The sequence below is a fragment of the Dehalobacter sp. DCM genome (genome assembly GCF_024972775.1).
Lineage (GTDB): Bacteria > Bacillota > Desulfitobacteriia > Desulfitobacteriales > Syntrophobotulaceae > Dehalobacter.
The window spans coordinates 407,227-424,071 of record NZ_CP092282.1; the positions used below are offsets into that span (position 1 = coordinate 407,227).

General features: G+C 44.6%; 13 protein-coding genes, 1 tRNA gene, 1 other RNA gene and 1 pseudogene. 12 read left to right on the forward strand and 4 right to left on the reverse strand.

Features of this window, described 5'->3' with window-relative positions; all coding sequences use genetic code 11:
* Window positions 1–19: 19 nt before the first annotated feature.
* A complete protein-coding gene (locus LPY66_RS02110) occupies window positions 20–754 on the forward strand; it encodes a hypothetical protein (RefSeq protein WP_337986482.1) in 735 nt (244 codons plus the stop codon).
* Window positions 755–756: 2 nt separating this feature from the next.
* Here the strand turns inward: LPY66_RS02110 and LPY66_RS02115 are convergent, their stop codons facing one another.
* Both LPY66_RS02115 and LPY66_RS02120 read right to left on the reverse strand, forming a co-directional pair.
* The gene (locus tag LPY66_RS02115; protein ID WP_337986483.1) at window positions 757–2,013 is read right to left on the reverse strand and encodes an ammonium transporter; all 1,257 of its coding nucleotides are present in this window, start codon (window positions 2,011–2,013) and stop codon (window positions 757–759) included.
* A gap of 258 nt (window positions 2,014–2,271) precedes the next feature.
* Complete coding sequence (locus tag LPY66_RS02120; RefSeq protein ID WP_337986484.1) at window positions 2,272–3,546, reverse strand: CapA family protein; 1,275 nt, start codon at window positions 3,544–3,546, stop codon at window positions 2,272–2,274.
* 68 nt (window positions 3,547–3,614) lie between these two features.
* Between LPY66_RS02120 and LPY66_RS02125 the strand changes: the two genes are divergently transcribed.
* Entirely contained in the window at window positions 3,615–4,295 is a 681-nt protein-coding gene (locus LPY66_RS02125) for a polyphosphate polymerase domain-containing protein (protein ID WP_337986485.1), read from the forward strand.
* Window positions 4,296–4,345: 50 nt separating this feature from the next.
* Window positions 4,346–5,065: a DUF4956 domain-containing protein gene (locus LPY66_RS02130; protein ID WP_337986486.1), complete on the forward strand. Its 720-nt coding sequence runs from the start codon at window positions 4,346–4,348 to the stop codon at window positions 5,063–5,065.
* Between the two features lie 31 nt (window positions 5,066–5,096).
* On the opposite strand, the gene LPY66_RS02135 is transcribed toward LPY66_RS02130, so the two are convergent.
* Both LPY66_RS02135 and LPY66_RS02140 read right to left on the reverse strand, forming a co-directional pair.
* On the reverse strand, window positions 5,097–5,732 hold the full coding sequence (locus tag LPY66_RS02135; RefSeq protein WP_337986487.1) for a hypothetical protein: 636 nt from the start codon (window positions 5,730–5,732) through the stop codon (window positions 5,097–5,099).
* Window positions 5,733–6,159: 427 nt separating this feature from the next.
* A complete protein-coding gene (locus LPY66_RS02140) occupies window positions 6,160–7,875 on the reverse strand; it encodes an IS1634 family transposase (RefSeq protein ID WP_337986488.1) in 1,716 nt (571 codons plus the stop codon).
* A gap of 307 nt (window positions 7,876–8,182) precedes the next feature.
* Between LPY66_RS02140 and LPY66_RS02145 the strand changes: the two genes are divergently transcribed.
* The 9 genes and pseudogenes from LPY66_RS02145 to LPY66_RS02185 all read left to right on the forward strand — a co-directional run.
* A tRNA-Ser gene (locus LPY66_RS02145) sits at window positions 8,183–8,276 on the forward strand.
* Window positions 8,231–8,503, forward strand: coding sequence for a hypothetical protein (locus LPY66_RS02150; protein ID WP_337986489.1), 273 nt, complete (start codon window positions 8,231–8,233; stop codon window positions 8,501–8,503). The genes LPY66_RS02145 and LPY66_RS02150 overlap by 46 nt, the downstream gene beginning before the upstream one ends.
* 10 nt (window positions 8,504–8,513) lie before the next feature.
* An RNA gene (gene ffs / locus LPY66_RS02155) (signal recognition particle sRNA large type) lies at window positions 8,514–8,780 on the forward strand.
* Window positions 8,781–8,930: 150 nt separating this feature from the next.
* Window positions 8,931–10,583, forward strand: coding sequence for a DNA polymerase III subunit gamma/tau (gene dnaX, locus LPY66_RS02160; RefSeq protein WP_337986490.1), 1,653 nt, complete (start codon window positions 8,931–8,933; stop codon window positions 10,581–10,583).
* Between the two features lie 127 nt (window positions 10,584–10,710).
* Window positions 10,711–11,049, forward strand: a complete 339-nt coding sequence (locus LPY66_RS02165) for a YbaB/EbfC family nucleoid-associated protein (RefSeq protein WP_337986491.1) — start codon at window positions 10,711–10,713, stop codon at window positions 11,047–11,049.
* 60 nt (window positions 11,050–11,109) lie between these two features.
* On the forward strand, window positions 11,110–11,706 hold the full coding sequence (recR, locus tag LPY66_RS02170; protein WP_337986492.1) for a recombination mediator RecR: 597 nt from the start codon (window positions 11,110–11,112) through the stop codon (window positions 11,704–11,706).
* Window positions 11,707–11,849: 143 nt separating this feature from the next.
* Window positions 11,850–12,104 (forward strand): pro-sigmaK processing inhibitor BofA family protein, encoded by a 255-nt coding sequence (locus LPY66_RS02175; RefSeq protein ID WP_337986493.1) that lies wholly within the window; start codon window positions 11,850–11,852, stop codon window positions 12,102–12,104.
* 327 nt (window positions 12,105–12,431) lie between these two features.
* Window positions 12,432–15,968 (forward strand): pyruvate:ferredoxin (flavodoxin) oxidoreductase, encoded by a 3,537-nt coding sequence (nifJ, locus tag LPY66_RS02180; RefSeq protein ID WP_337986494.1) that lies wholly within the window; start codon window positions 12,432–12,434, stop codon window positions 15,966–15,968.
* Between the two features lie 268 nt (window positions 15,969–16,236).
* A pseudogene (locus tag LPY66_RS02185) lies at window positions 16,237–16,827 on the forward strand (ABC transporter ATP-binding protein); the annotation flags it as partial.
* Window positions 16,828–16,845 lie beyond the last annotated feature (18 nt).

A 16,845-nucleotide genomic window follows, 5' to 3' on the forward strand; every position in this document is an offset into this window, starting at 1 on the left:
TTGTTTAGGAGGAATCTTTATGATTGCGGTAAAAGAAAACAGGCGGACCGACAGCAGTTCGTCTATGGCTTACATCATCATACTAATGGCAATTGTTATTGTCTGGTTCAGTTCGATTGCATCTGAACCTGTTATCACGGACATTCCCGGCAAAAATGCCGACATTTCGGCGACACTATCAAATGAAAAGATGAACGAGGTAATAGTGGCAGAATCCCCTTCTTCTTCGGCAGATATGAAAGAGCAAACGACCATTTCCGCAAATGACCAGGATGAGGTATTATCCGATATCGCAGTGAAATATGGCGCAGACCCTGATTATCTTGCTTATATTATCGGCGTAGAAAAAACATTTAATTTGCAGCCAGGTGATCTTCTGGCACTCATTGCGCAGGAGACAGGTTTTCATCCTCAAACACATATGGATGGCGGGTCACTTTCATATAATACGACCCAAATGAAATTAGCCAGTGCCAAAACTGCTTATATGGCAATAACCGAGTACTATAAGATGGAAATCGACTACCCCACAGATGAGCTGTTAACACGTGATAAGTATTATGCTGCCTTTTTGGCCGGTGGCTATTTAAAGTATCTGAATGACATTTATGATGATCGGTATGAAGCCTATACAGCCTATAACCTGGGAATAAACGGACGAATGACATACTATGACGCACACGGAAACTTCAATTCACCCTACGCAGTTAAGGTGACTGGTCTCGGAGAATCCTTCCGTGAATATTTAAGCTAATTTTATAAATCCCAAACGGAGCTTGAGGCCATTCCTTCAATTTCCGGGTAAGCGCTTTCCCCATGCTGGGTGATATCTAACCCGGACTCTTGCTCTTCAGAGGTAGCTGCAAGCGGGGTAATAAGACGAATCACTTTCAAAATAAGAAGTGTCATTACGCCACAATAGGCATATGTCACCAGAACAGCCAATGACTGGATCCCGATCTGGCTAAATGATCCGGAGTAAAACAGACCATCGGCACCATGGGGATTCAGTACAGCCGTGCCAAAGATCCCCACGGCTATGGTACCCCAGGTTCCGCCGATACCGTGTATGCCAAAAGCATCCAGTGCGTCGTCATAGCCCAGTTTTTCTTTGAGAAAAGCAACTGCAAGGTAGCATAAACCCGATGAAATAAGCCCGATCAGAATAGCTGCCAGTGGCGTTACATAAGCGCACGCAGGCGTAATTGCACCGAGCCCGGCCACCATGCCCGATACAGCCCCCAGAACCGTCGGTTTACCGCGGTGCAGTTTTTCTACAAGCATCCAACCAAGAAGTCCGGCGCAGGCCGAAATATGTGTCGTCGTTGAGGCAAGTACAGCAATACCATTAGCGGCCAAGGCACTGCCGCCGTTAAATCCAAACCATCCAAACCACAAAAGGCCTCCGCCGAGGATAACATACGGTATATTATGAGGTATTGTTCTTTCTGTGTCTTTGTTATAGCGTTTGCCAATATATAAGGCGGCGATCAGGCCTGAAAAACCTGAGCTGATATGGACAACAATTCCGCCAGCGAAATCCAGGACACCTAAATCAGCGAGCCAGCCGCCGCCCCACACCCAATGGGCAAGAGGTGCATATACCAGAAGACTCCATAGGCTTATTAAGAGCATATATGCTGGAAAACGCAGTCGTTCCGCCGTTGCACCGGTCATGATAGCCGGTGTAATTATTGCAAACATCATTTGGTAAAGCATAAACAGCATCGGCGGTATCGTCGTGCTGTCCGAACCGGCGGATATAGCTACCCCTTTAAGTCCAATATGATCAAGACCTCCAATTAAGCCTCCGACATCAGGGCCAAAAGAAAGCGTATAACCGATAACGATCCAGAGAATGGCTATAATACCAATCGAAGCAATACTTTGCATCATAATGGAAAGGACGTGCCGTCGTTTGACCAGTCCCCCGTAAAAGAAGGCTAGCCCGGGAATCATTAAAAAAACCAATGCTGTGCTGACCAGCATAAATGCGGTATCTGCGTTACTCATCTTCATCTCTCCTCTATATTAATCATAATTAAAAGGATTAGTTGTGCGAATAGCGAAAAAAAAGAAAGCCTTACAGCCAGTTGGAAAACTGGCGATAAGGCTTCTTTGCCCATGTAAAATATAGCGGATATCTCAACCGGCGTAAATAGAGAAGATAAAGAAATATTGAATACAATGCATAATACTGTATACACTTTGCTTATTAATAACATCTGCTTAAATAGAGGCAAGAAACGATGGCAGACCGGTCAATTTGGATTATTTTACAGTATAACGTATGCGGTCATTCGCAGGAATAATTTTTTTGATGTTGATCGCATGGGAAAGCATTTCCTGATAGTCGGCTTCACTAAGCAACGGGTCCTTACCGGAACAGTATGCTTCAAGTGCTTTTTCCACATTCAGTACACGGTAACTACGAAGGCCGGCCCCCGCCGTTTCATCGATCCAAGTAGGGAAATATTCCACGTAGGCGATTGTTGGCTTATCATCGGGATGATTTTCCACAATAATATTAACCGCAATACCCATATTGGCACTATCGGTTTTCTGATCTGAAATAAAATTACCCTGGGCATAGATTACAAGGCCTTCCTTGTCCTTTTGCGTTGAATGGTGAACGACATTAATGAATTCAATGGGTTCCACAGCATGCGCATGATTTCCAGAGATGATATCCACTTCCGTATTTTCAAATACCCATCGTGATAACGCTGTTTGTTCAGCCGAAGGCTTTTCGGCATATTCCGTTCCCCAATGTAAAGAAGCAATGATGATCGCGGCACCCGCATCTCTCGCGTTTTGGGCATCTTGCTTAATTTTATCCCTATCCAAATAATTTACTGCAAAATCTTTGTCATGACTTAGGGTGATACCGTTTGTCCCATAGGTATAACTTAAAAAGGCAATTTTAACACCGGAAACATTTTCAATCAGAATCTTGGTGCTCTCTTCCTGTGTTTTATAAGTCCCTGTATGTTTAAGTCCACAGGCATCAAGAAAATCGATAGTATGACACAATCCGGAGTACATCCGATCCAGAGCATGATTATTGGCAGTGGAGACAACATCAACGCCTAATGTCTTCTTAAGAGCATAGGCCAGTTGCTCAGGCGTATTAAAGGAAGGATAACCACTATAGGTCATTTCTTTACCGGCAAGTGTTGTTTCAAGGTTGGCCAGAGTCAAATCCGCATCAGCAATATCACTTTGGATATCTTCGAAACAGGGAGAAAAATCATAAGCATTATTTATTTTAGCCGCTTCGTATTGCGTGGGGTGACACATGATATCTCCTAATAACGATAGCTTAATTGTCGTTCCATCCGCATATTCAGCACCTGACTCGGAACCGGTAATATTTGATTGGACGTTACTGTTGGTCGGAACACTTACTGCCGAAGGTGTATCATGGGATGGGTCTGAAAGCCAGGGTATTTCATTTTCCCAGGCTGTCAGCCCGATTAAAACCAAAACAGCCAATAGGAGCGGCAACCAACTTTTTCTAAACAGTGCTATCACCTTTTTCTTCACAAATTTGTTACGCTCTGTTCACAGTAATGACACAGAAGATGGATAACATAACATCGGGAGGTATACAAATGAGCAAATACCGGCAGGAAATAAAAATGGCTATCAATATTTTTGATAAAGAAGTTTTAATCCGTCGATTAAATATGGTTTTACCCAAAGACAGTCATACCGGGCCAAAGGGGTATTATACCGTTAGAAGCCTTTACTTTGATGATATTCATGATACGGCATTATTGGAGAAGCTAACAGGGGTAAAATACAGAGAAAAGTATCGGTTAAGAGTTTATGATGAGTCAACAGCGATGATCCGGCTTGAGAAAAAGGTTAAGAATAGTGGCTCGGGGTTCAAAGAAAGCGCGATTTTATCGGTGGCTGAATGCCAAGCATTAATTGATAGAAAATATGATTTTCTCAAAAATCGCCGGGAGCCTGTTTGTAAACAGCTCTATACTAAAATGCGCTCTGGCTTGTATCGGCCAAAAACAATTGTTGAGTACAAGCGGCAGGCATTTTTATGGGAACCGGGCAGGATTCGGATCACAGTCGACAGTGATGTTCGAACCGGATTGTCGTCCATTGACTTCCTCAATTTCAATACACCGTTGACAGGTGTTTTAAATAATGGGACTGCTATCCTGGAAATCAAATATGATTGCTATCTGCCAAGTCACATCGCTGAACTGATCCAGTTGAATAGCCGACATAAAGCAGCAATTTCTAAGTATGTCCTGTGCAGAAAATATGGATAAAGTATAACCCTGTTTCTTTCATATTATAATATTTTATTGGGGGTAATATAATGAATTCTGCGAGTACAGCGAATGATGTGATTACGCAAACGTTTACATTTTCTGATATCTTCAAAAATAGCTTTATGGAGAACGCGACGACTAACTTTTCCATTGTCGATGTTTTTATAACCTTGGTTATTTCCTTCTTCCTCGGTTTATTTATATATACCGTATATAAGAAAACGTTTAACGGTGTCATGTATTCCAGGAATTTTAATGTATCATTAATTGGTATGTCCATGATTACGACATTGATTATCATGGGCGTTACCTCAAATATCGTTTTATCGCTGGGTATGGTCGGCGCTTTAAGCATTGTGCGTTTTAGATCGGCTATTAAAGACCCCATGGACATTGTCTTTATATTTTGGGCTATCGCTGCCGGCATCGTCAGCGGCGCCGGTCAATATTTTTTAGCAGTGATCGGCTCAATCATAATTGGTGTCATGCTGATTTCCTTTACGCGTAAAGCTTCGGGGGAAATCCCCTATATGATTGTCGTTAATTGTAGTGACAGCCAAGCTGAAATGGTGTTGACGAAATCCCTGAGCGGTTATGTTAAACGGATGAAAGTCAAGTCAAAAGCGGTTCGCGGCGGACAAGGAATCGAACTGACCTTTGAAATCCGTTTGCATAAGGATAATACCGATTTTGTGAATGACTTGGCAGAGATTGATGGTGTTAACGATGTTGTACTCGTCAGTTATAATGGGGAACTGGCTGTTTAATAAACGAATAAAAAATTCGAAATCGCTGTCCTTACGGATTCGACCGCACCGAATACGTGTTTAACTGTGAAACAATATCATCGAATCCCGGCATGACATAGCGTGTTTTGATGAGCCCGACACCTTTTTTGTAGTAGAAGTAGCTCGTATTGCCGCTGTCATTATAATCAATTTTGACAACCAAGCAGTTTTCAAAGGTGCCTGCGGGGACAGTTATCGTGGCCATTGTATCAGCGATTTCATAGGTCGCTCCTTCGCTCTCCCAGGAATTGCCGAGGGTTAGAGGGGATTGGAGCAAAACGGCATGATAGTTTTCCGGACTGTTTAAGATATTCTTATCATCATATAACTCTGATTGTCTATACGTGTTGATGAGTGTGCTGTCTGTAACTTCATAGCGGTTGGCAGTCACGGAACCGCCGTTATCGATCATGACCTGATATTTATTGTCCTGCTGATATGTGACCTTCGCCGTGTAGGACGCATATTCATTGCCTATTCCCTCATAAGCCCAATAGTTACCTTCGCTTAACGGCATATAATCCGCTATGCTCTGTTCATTCTGAGTATCTGGCGATGCAGGCTGACGATCAGTGACGGAACACCCGAATAGAACAACAAAAAGAACAGAAAAGATAAGAAAGAATGTTTTTTTACCCATCTTCATGGCAATACCTCCATTTCCAGGCAAAAAAAGTTAGTATTGGTAGCGTGAGTCGGTATCATACAATTAAATTTTTTTGTAGGCCTATTTTTTGTATGTTGTTTTGAATGACTGTTTTTAGTATGACATTAATAATTGAGAATATCCAGAATAACGATAACATCATGACGTTCATATGCATGATCGTGCTGCTTGATTCATTACATCAATAATGACAGAAATAAGAGAAAAAACGATTCATGGATGAAGGACTACCGCAATAGTTTAATTACTTATTTTGACAGCCAATAAATCTCTAATTTAGGTTGACGTCTGGGCATTCAGCGATTATAACCTGAATTCCGAAGCAAATTAGATAAAATAACAGCGCAAACCCTTGGTATATAAAGGATAGCGCTGTTTTTGTTTTATCAAATTCTCATGGTGTAATTTAGCTCTTTTTAGTATCAGCTAAAATATTTTTTATCTCTTTTAGCGTGAGGAACTCTTTTGAAAAATCAACGCCCAAGACATCTTTCAATGCTAAAGATATCTCATCAACATGATCAAAGATGTATAGGTTTTTGTCTACTCGCGTACATTCTATTTTTCGTAAGCTATCAAGAATGTGCGTTGCCGAATACTTTCCATCAAATTGGTGCTGAAGAATCCGAATGATGGCCAGAGCCATAAAACAAATAAGGAAGTGCGATTCTATGCGGTCTTGCTTGGAAAGGTAAATCGGTCTGGTTTTTAGGTCGCTCTTCGTGATTTTAAAAGATTCTTCAATCCGCCAAAGCCCACGGTAGATTTCGATGATTTCCGTATCAGACTTATCCAGTTCACTGGTAACGATGGCATAGTACCCATCAAATTTTTCTTCTTCCCGAAGTTTTGCCTCATCAAATACCGGTCGTTTGTTTGCGGTAATGATCTCGCCGGTTTCTTTATCGTATTCAAGATTTTTAACGTATTTGGCAGCACCGTAGGAAGTGGCCCTATTGTACTTACCAGGGTCTCTTACAAGCTCCATCGCTTTAAGTAAAGCCGGTTCTCTTTCAGCTTTGGCACGTCGATCATAGTCTCTTGAATAAAAAATGATCTGCTTTTCATCAATGCGTTTTTTCACCGGTTTATTGTCGTTTCCGACGACACTGATCTCTCTGGGATAGATTCGTGATTTAATCTTGTAGTCATCGCCGATCCAAGTATAGCCGTCCTCATCAAAGACATAGTCTTTCAGTTCCTTATGAGCCCCTCGAACGGTCTGGCTGTACACATACCCGTCGCCGCGCATGACGTGGTAGTTAATGTTCTTTGCTGTGTTGTTTCCCTTATCGGCGACAATAATAACACGACCTATGTCATACTCTCTTTTCAGCTCAGCCAGCATGGGACGCACCGTTTCGCAGTCATTGGTGTTTCCCGGGAAAAGCTTGTAGGAGATTGGGATACCCATCGTATCCATAAATAAACCCATCTGAATGATTGGATCAGGGCGATGTTCTTTAGAGACACCTTTCTTCTTCATGTCGTCTTGTTCGTCGATCTCGAAATAGTAATTGGTTACATCGTAGTATACCAACTCTGTCGTTCTGCCGCAGAGAGCTTTAACCTTGTTATGGAGATGGACCTGTAAGTCATCTCGGTACTTGGCAATGATACTTAATGCTCCGTACACATTATCCAGCGAGAAATCCATATTTTCAAAGTACCGGTCTTTGTTCTCGAAGGCTTTTTTCTTTGAAGCCGGATCTCTAAGGCGTTCAAAGATCAATAACTTAACAACATTGTTCAGGATATATTCAATATTCAGATTCCGCGCCCTGTTAACAAAAAAAGTATGGAGTTCAAGATCGTGATATATCTTACTTAATGCAGCATAGCCGAAATACTTTCTGTTCATATTACCAATAGTTAGAGTAGCAGCCCTGTTAATCTTAATCTGATCGATGGATTTAGATAGCTTCTCCTCAGCATCCATTTTTTCAACGACTGAAGTGAAGTGTTCAATTGGATCGGGATATATTTTTTCAAGGACATCCACGTAACCAAACGATTCAATGGTTCGCGTTCGCGATTGTTTTCTTACAGGATCATAAAAGTTTGTGGCAGCTGACAAATAGGTTCTGCCTGTCTTAGAGTGAAATGCTTTTTTTAAATACATGAAAACACCTCGCGTTCACTTAGACTATATACTTAATTATATCACAATACGTTACATTACGCCATATAAATATGATTTAATTTGACTAAAAATATATTAAAAAAACCTTGCATTTGCAAGGCTATTGCTCACTTATTATTAAATTATTGCTTCTGAATTAGGGGATGAAGGACTACCGCAATAGTTTAATTACTTATTTTGACAGCCAATAAATCTCTAATTTAGGTTGACGTCTGGGCATTCAGCGATTATAATAACATTTGCGACTTTAATCTAGCGTTCTATTTTTTGATCGATAGGACAACGTGGAGAGATGGCTGAGTTGGTCGAAGGCGCTCGCCTGGAAAGCGGGTACATGGTGATGAACTGTGTCGTGGGTTCGAATCCCACTCTCTCCGCCATAATTACTGAAAATAAGAGTGGATTCGAACGCGAGGAAAAAGAAAACGCGCCCTATGGAAGCGTTTTCCCGAGCTGGCGTGATAGCGAGCCGAATGGCGAGCGGAGCGAATCCCACTCTCCCGCCATAATTACTGAAAATATGAGTGGGATTCAGGCCTCTTTCGAAGGCTTTTTATTTTTCTTTGGAAGGTTTTTCGTTTTCTTTATTTATGGTTTTATGTTATAATTAAGTTTGACCGTGCTAGATGGGGAGGCAGCGGTTCCTTGTAACCCGCAGTCCGCTATAGCGGGGTTTAAGTCCTTTGATGAGGATCACGTTTTCGGAGCAGTCCATGTCTGGGTGTGATGAGTTTCTGGTCTTGCGCAACAGAACGCTTTGAACCGTGTCAGGTCCTGACGGAAGCAGCACTAAGGAGTCAGTTTTGTGTGCCGCGAGGTGACCGGAGATGAGCAGCCATTCAGGGGTAACGTTTGGGGACTTTGATTCGAATCAAGGTGCACGGTCTTTATAAAATAAGGTGGTTTATACGGACCATCTTTTTTAGTATTTTACATAGGTCTATTTGGGAGAAATTCTTCTTCAGGTAATTTTCAATATCATGGTTTATAAAATCTCAGTCTATAAACTATTTCTTTAATATATAGGTGAGAATATGGCATACCGAGCACTTTACCGAGAGTGGCGTCCAAAAAAATTCGATGACATGGTGGGGCAGGAACATGTTCGTGTCATTTTAACGAATGCCATTAAACAAAACAAAATAGCGCATGCTTATATGTTTAGCGGTCCACGGGGTACCGGTAAGACGTCAGCTGCCAAACTCTTGGCCAAAACTCTGAACTGCCGGGACAGAGATGGGGTGGAACCGTGTAATGCATGTTCTTCATGTCTCGAGATCGACCAGGGAACAGCCATCGATGTTTTGGAAATTGATGCCGCATCCAACAGAGGTATCGATGAAATCAGAGATCTGAGAGACAAAGTAAAATTGGCCGCCTCCGGTGGCAGATATAAAGTATATATTATTGACGAAGTTCATATGCTGACTTCCGAGGCATTTAATGCCTTGTTAAAAACCCTTGAAGAACCGCCAGCCAATGTTGTATTCATTCTAGCGACGACAGAGGCGAATAAAGTCCCCCTCACCATATTATCACGGGTGCAGCGTTTTGAATTTCATCGCATATCCGTGGAGGAAATCGTCACGCGGCTGCGTGACGTATGTCAGACCATGGGCCGGGAAATCGAGGACAAAGCGCTTCAGGTGATCGCCGTGAAAGCGGAAGGCGGTCTGAGGGATGCTTTGAGCATTCTTGACCAATGTCTGCTCCATAATGATCCGATTCAATTGGAACATGTCTATCAAATCATCGGTATGGTAGGCGAAACCTACAGCGCTGATTTGACGGATGCGCTTCTGATTGGAGATTACGGTCTTGCTCTAGCCAAGCTTGGCGAAGGGATTTCTTTGGGAAGAGATCCTCGTCAGGTAATCAAGGAACTATTAGAATACTTGCGCCAGCTTTTACTCTATACGGCCGGGGGGCAAGAGCCTTTGCTCGCACCGGATATGGTTCAGAGACTCATTGCCCAAAGCGAACGTATTGGGATGGAAAGACTCTTGACTTGGATCAACGTGCTCCTGAAAGGGGACAGTGACTTGCGGTTTGCTCCCAATGCGCGTTTAGCTGCAGAGATGATTTTGGTCCAGACGATCTTTGAACCCACCCCCAAACACGAGCAAAAGAGCGTTCAGCGTCCGGCGTCGCTGAAAACAGAAGTTAACCCGCGCATTCACACCGCTTTGAAAACGGATTCTTCGCATAATCCGGCACAGGCTGCATCTTCCGTATCTGCTTCCACACACAATCCATCCGGATCAGCCACCGGAGATACTGCAGTTGATTTTGTTTTTGTACAGAATAAGTGGCCTGACGTCTTGGAAGGGGTCAAAAAGAAAAAGAAATCAACCCATGCCTTTTTACTTGAAGGAAGAGCTGCGGAATTACGCGGTGATCAGCTGCTTTTAATCTTTAAAGACGGGTATTCTTTTCACCGGGATAAATTTAATCAAATAGAAAATAAACAGGTTGTTGAGGAAGTCCTGGAGCAAGTCCTTGGGGCGAAGCTCTTACTCAATAATTTGATTGAAAGTGAATACCGGGCGATGCCCGCAGTGACATCCGGGAATACGGCGGATAATAAATCTGTTAACAATATAAACGCGGATGCCGATGCCGATGGTCTTATCCAAAAGGCGCGGGAATTATTTGGTGAACAATGGGTCCAAGTAAAAAAAGATTAGAATAATCAGGCATTGACTTGCCTTACCATATTCTTTCATATATATTTATAGTCATTGGAATGAAAGATTTATTTAATTATCTGGATAATGATAAACGGGTAGTGTGTTATTAAGGAGAGTGTTACACATGGGATTTAAACAAGGCGGCGGCGGAATGGGCAATATGAACCAGATGCTTAAACAAGCGCAAAAGATGCAAGAAAATATGATGAAAGCCAAAGAAGAACTAGAAAGCCAAACAGTTCAGGCTTCTTCTGGCGGGGGTATGGTTGAGGTTGTTGTTAGTGGAAAAATAGAACTATTGGAATTAAAAATTAACCCGGAAGCTGTCGACCCGGATGATGCCGAAATGCTTGAGGATATGATCAAAGCTGCAGTCAACCAGGGTATTAAGAATGCACAGGCCATGGTAGAACAAGGCATGGCCAAAGCAACCGGCGGATTTAACATCCCGGGATTGTTTTAGTATTCAGAAGAAGTTTATGTTATTCATTTTGCATAATCTGATCAGGAAGGGGTAGTCTCGATGGATTACCTGTATTATCCCCAACCACTGACAGATTTGATTGTTGCTTTTTCCCGCTTGCCCGGTGTAGGGCCGAAGACAGCAGGCCGCTTAGCCTTTTATCTGCTCAGGAATCCGGATCAAGCCGGAGAGCTGGCTGAAGCTGTTGTCTGTGCGTTGAAGGATATTAAGCAATGTTCGGTTTGTGGTAATTATACAGATATCGACCCCTGTAAAATTTGTGCGGGAGAACGCCGGGACGAGACAATGCTGTGTCTCGTCGAACAACCTCGGGATGTTGTTGCTTTAGAAAAGACCGGCGAGTATAAGGGACGTTACCACGTTTTACATGGTGTACTGTCGCCCATGGAGGGTATTGGACCGGATCAGCTGAACCTGACCACTCTTTTTCAACGGCTGGAGGGTATCCAGGAGGTTGTTCTTGCCTTAAATCCGACGGTGGAAGGAGAAGCAACCGCACTCTACATCTCGAAGCTGCTTAAACCCTTGGGTATTCGTGTCACTCGCTTGGCACATGGATTACCGGTGGGCGGCGATTTGGAGTATGCTGACGAGGTGACTATTGTTCGGGCCCTTGAAGGCAGACGCCAGCTATAATAAAAATAGATGCACTTCGAACCCGGTTTTTACCGGGTTTGTAACGTTACTGAGTTTATATCGTTTGACTCCGCTTATTTCGGTTCTATCTTGTCCACTCTTTAGCATAGACTAACTGCAGAAGAGTGACTGGAGGGATCAGTATGACCGTCATATTTCTTGGATTATTCATCTTACTTTTAGGGCTTATCGCGTTTGCTTCTTTAAAAAAACCGAATAAGCTCATCAAGCTTTTTATTCATATTCTTGGCGGCGTCGTCGGATTATGGATTGTTGATTTACTTTTGAGTATTTTTGCTATGGAGATACCGATTAACATATTTACAGTCGTTCTTGTCGCCATTCTTGGTTTTCCGGGTGTTATCGTTTTATGTATTCTTCAATTGATAGGAATATAAGTAGGATAGCAATATTATATGATAGAAATATGAACAAATAGCAGCTAAACGAATACTGTATACATGGTCAAAAACCGTCATGATGAGAAAATTAGTACTTGACGAGGGTAAGAATTAAAGGCTATACTAAATTAGCAGGGGACTATCATGAAAATAGTTCCCTGTTTTGTAACCTTGCCCAAGTAGTTTGTCCATGTACTGAATACTACTTGTCAGGAAAAACATTTCAATCAGTAAATGTTATTTTTTTACCTTTTAGTCGGTATAGGGGTATCTACAAAGAACGAATGAAAACTGAACAAAATGATATTGGAGGAGGAAAAACGAATGGCTAAAATGAAAACAATGTCGGGGAATGAAGCTGCAGCGCACGCTTCTTATGCGTTTTCAGAAGTTGCAACCATTTTCCCAATCACCCCTTCATCCGACATGGCAGAATTTGTTGATGAATGGGCAGCCCATGGCCGCAAGAATATATTCGGCCAACCGATGAAAGTCGTGGAAATGCAGTCCGAAGGCGGCGCCGCCGGTGCATTTCATGGCTCACTGCAAGCCGGTGCGTTAACCACGACCTATACCGCATCCCAGGGACTTCTGCTTATGATCCCAAATATGTACAAGGTATCCGGGGAATTGCTCCCGGGAGTCTTTCACGTCAGTGCCCGTGCCATCGCGGCGCATGCGCTTTCTATCTTCGGGGATCATCAGGATGTCATGTCCGTTCGGATGACCGGATATGCCATGCTCAGCTCCGGCAGCGTCCAAGAAGCCATGGACATGGCGTATCTCGCGCATCTTTGCGCCATCAAAGCACGTGTACCTTTCCTTCATTTCTTCGACGGATTCCGGACATCTCACGAGATTTCCAAGATCAGTGTGCCCGACTACGAGGAAGTAGCCACACTCTTGGATCACGACGCCCTGAAGCGATTCAGAGACAATGCCTTGAATCCGGAGCGGCCCTGCCTGAGAGGAACGGCGCAGAACCCGGATATCTACTTCCAGGGCAGAGAAGCGTCCAACCTGTTCTATCAGGCTGTTCCCGCTATCGTCGAAGATTACATGAATCAATATAAAGAACTGACCGGCCGGGAATATAAACTGTTTGAGTATTACGGCGCACCGGATGCCGAGCGGGTCATTATCGTCATGGGCTCCGTCGGTGATACCATCAGTGAAACCATCGATTATCTGGCAGCCAAAGGCGAAAAGGTCGGGGTTTTACGGGTTCGTTTATTCCGTCCGTTCTCCGTGGATCATTTCCTTAAAGCCTTACCGGCCACCGTCAAGAAAATAGCCGTTTTAGAGCGGACCAAAGAACCCGGTTCCATTGGCGAACCCTTGTACCTGGATGTCGTCGATGCCTTCTACGATAAGGCCAATCAACCGGTCATCGTGGGCGGACGGTATGGACTGGGATCCAAAGATACCACACCGTCGCAGATCCTGGCGGTGTATGAAAACTTAAAAGCCGACCAGCCGAAGAACGGATTCACCATCGGCATCGTCGATGACGTCACCTTCACCTCGCTGGAAGAAAAAGAATTCATCGATACCACACCGGAAGGGACGATCAGCTGTCAGTTCTGGGGACTGGGAGCGGACGGGACCGTCGGAGCCAACAAACAGGCGATCAAAATCATCGGCGACCATACCACCATGTACGCCCAAGCCTATTTCTCCTATGACAGCAAAAAATCCGGCGGCACCACCGTATCGCACTTGCGTTTCGGGAAGAACCCGATCAAGGCGTCCTATCTGGTCAATACCGCAGATTATGTGGCCTGCCATAACCAATCCTATGTGGATAAATATAACCTCTTAAAAGGCCTGAAAAAAGGCGGAACCTTTGTCTTAAACTGTCAGTGGAGTGCCGAAGAACTGGATGAGAAACTGCCGGAAGCGCTGAAGCGGGTCATAGCCGACAAAGAAGCCCAATTCTATATCATCGATGCCGTCAAGATCGCCAAAGAGCTGGGACTGGGCAACCGGATCAATATGATCATGCAGTCCGCCTTCTTCAAACTGGCGAAAGTCATCCCCTTAGACGACGCACTGCAATACCTGAAAGATTCCATCGTCAAAACCTACGGCAAAAAAGGCCAGGATATCGTGGATATGAATAATAAAGCCGTGGATGCCGGCTGCGATGCTCTCGTAAAAGTGACGATCCCAGCCGCCTGGGCTCAGGCAGATCCGAAGAAGGGGCTGTTCCTGGGTGACGAGAACGAACCGGCCTTCATTAAAGACATCGCTCGGGTGATGGCAGCCCAGGAAGGCGACAAACTGCCGGTAAGCGCCTTTACCGGCCGTGAAGACGGCACATTCCCCGCCGGGACCTCCGCCTATGAAAAACGCGGAATCGGTACGGCAGTGCCTGAATGGATCAGCACCAACTGTATCCAGTGTAATCAATGTTCGTATGTATGCCCGCATGCCGCCATCCGTCCGTTCCTTCTGAGTGAACAGGAAGCAGCCAATGCACCGGAAGGCTTTGTAACAATTAAAGCCGTGGGCAAAGATCTGGCCGGACTGCAATTCCGGGCCCAGGTCAGCCCGCTGGACTGCACCGGGTGCGGCAACTGCGCCGACGTTTGCCCGGGGAAAGAAAAAGCCCTGGTCATGAAAGACGTGGAAGAAATGACACGGATCCAGGCCCCGCTGTGGGACTATGCCATGACCATACCCGATAAAGAAGACAAAATCACGAACAGGAATTCAGTGAAGAACACGCAGTTCTTAAAACCCCTGCTGGAGTTCAGCGGCGCCTGTCCGGGGTGCGGAGAAACGGCGTATGTCAAGCTGATCACCCAGCTGTTTGGGGACCGGATGATGATCGCCAACGCCACGGGCTGTACCTCGATCTGGGGCGGCAGTGCACCATCCATACCGTATACCGTGAACAAGGAAGGCAAAGGGCCGACCTGGGCCAATTCCCTCTTCGAAGACAATGCGGAATACGGGTACGGCATGTATCTGGGTGTAGAGCAGCAGCGCAGTCAGCTGGCGGAAGAAATGAAGCAAGCGCTGGCACTGGATATCCCGGCGGCCATGAAAGATGCTTTCCAGGAATGGCTGGCCAATAGGAATGACGGTGAAGGTTCCAAGGCGGCGGCTCAAAAAGTATTGGCAGCATTTGCCGGTATGGATCCCAAAGGCGATGCGCTGTTAACCGGCATCTGGAATAAGAAAGAGCACTTAGTCAAGAAATCCCAGTGGATCATCGGCGGCGACGGCTGGGCCTACGATATCGGGTACGGCGGATTGGATCATGTACTGGCATCCGGGGACGATGTCAATGTGTTGGTACTGGATACGGAAGTATACTCCAATACCGGCGGCCAGGCATCCAAAGCCACACCCCGGGCAGCCATCGCGAAATTTGCCGCCTCCGGCAAGAAAATCCGGAAGAAAGACCTGGGCATGATGGCGATGAGTTACGGTTATGTCTACGTGGCCCAGATTGCCTTAGGATCCAATATGAGCCAGACCCTGAAAGCCATTCAGGAAGCCGAAGCGTACAAAGGCCCCTCGCTCATCATTGCCTATGCGCCGTGCATCAACCACGGTATCCGTTCCGGTATGGCCACCAGTGTGACCCAGGCGAAGAAAGCGGTGGAAGCCGGCTATTGGCACCTCTACCGTTACAATCCGGATTTGCTGGAAGAAGGCAAGAATCCATTCAGTTTGGATTCCAAAGAGCCCACGGCATCGTTCCGGGATTTCATTATGTCGGAAGTGCGTTACAGCTCGTTGTTAAGAACCTTCCCGGAAACAGCGGAGGAGTTGTTCACCGGTGCTGAGAAGTTTGCTAAAGAGCGGTATAAGTCCTATAAACGCCTGGCAGATCAGAATTGGAACTAATCTATCATAAATAAATATTCAGCAAATGAGAGAAGCAGTCGATAAATTCGGCTGCTTTTTTTCTTAATTTCATTCAAATAATGAAATATTGCTAAAAATTGGTACTGCATGATATTATTTTCTATATGAAGTTCTGTGTGACGGAGGTCAACGATTGGCTGGTATTATTGATGTCATAAATATGAACAAAATCTATCAGATGGGCAATGAGCAGGTCATTGCGTTGAGCAATATCACCCTTTCCGTGGAGAAAGGTGATTTTTGTTGTCTCTTGGGGCCATCCGGCTCCGGCAAATCGACTCTTCTGAATTTAATCGCCGGATTAGAAAAACCAACGGCCGGTGAAATCATTGTGAATGGTAAACATCTGGAAAAAATGAACGAAAAACAATTAGCCGCCTTTCGTCAAAAAAATATCGGCTTTGTATTTCAATCCTATAACCTTTTTCCAACGCTGACCGCTGTTGAAAATGTTGAAATGCCATTAGTGTTTCGAGGTACTCCAAAAAGCATCCGGCGAAAAGAAGCTGTCAGCATGTTAAAAGCCGTCGGCTTAGGCGACCGTCTGTATCATAAACCGTCTCAAATGAGCGGCGGTCAACAGCAGAGAGTAGGTATTGCCAGGGCTTTTATCGGTGTACCGCCTATCGTCTATGCCGATGAACCGACAGGCAATCTGGATACGAAAACCAGCGTCGAGATTATGGATTTGATCACAACCATCGCCAAAAAAAATGAACAAACCCTGATCTTAGTCACCCATGAAAAGTCGATATCGGACTATGTGAATAAAATCATTAATATTCGGGACGGTCAGATCGAAGCCATTGAAACGCGAGAAAAAATCATTATTAACTAATGGAAAGCTGGAGGAAAG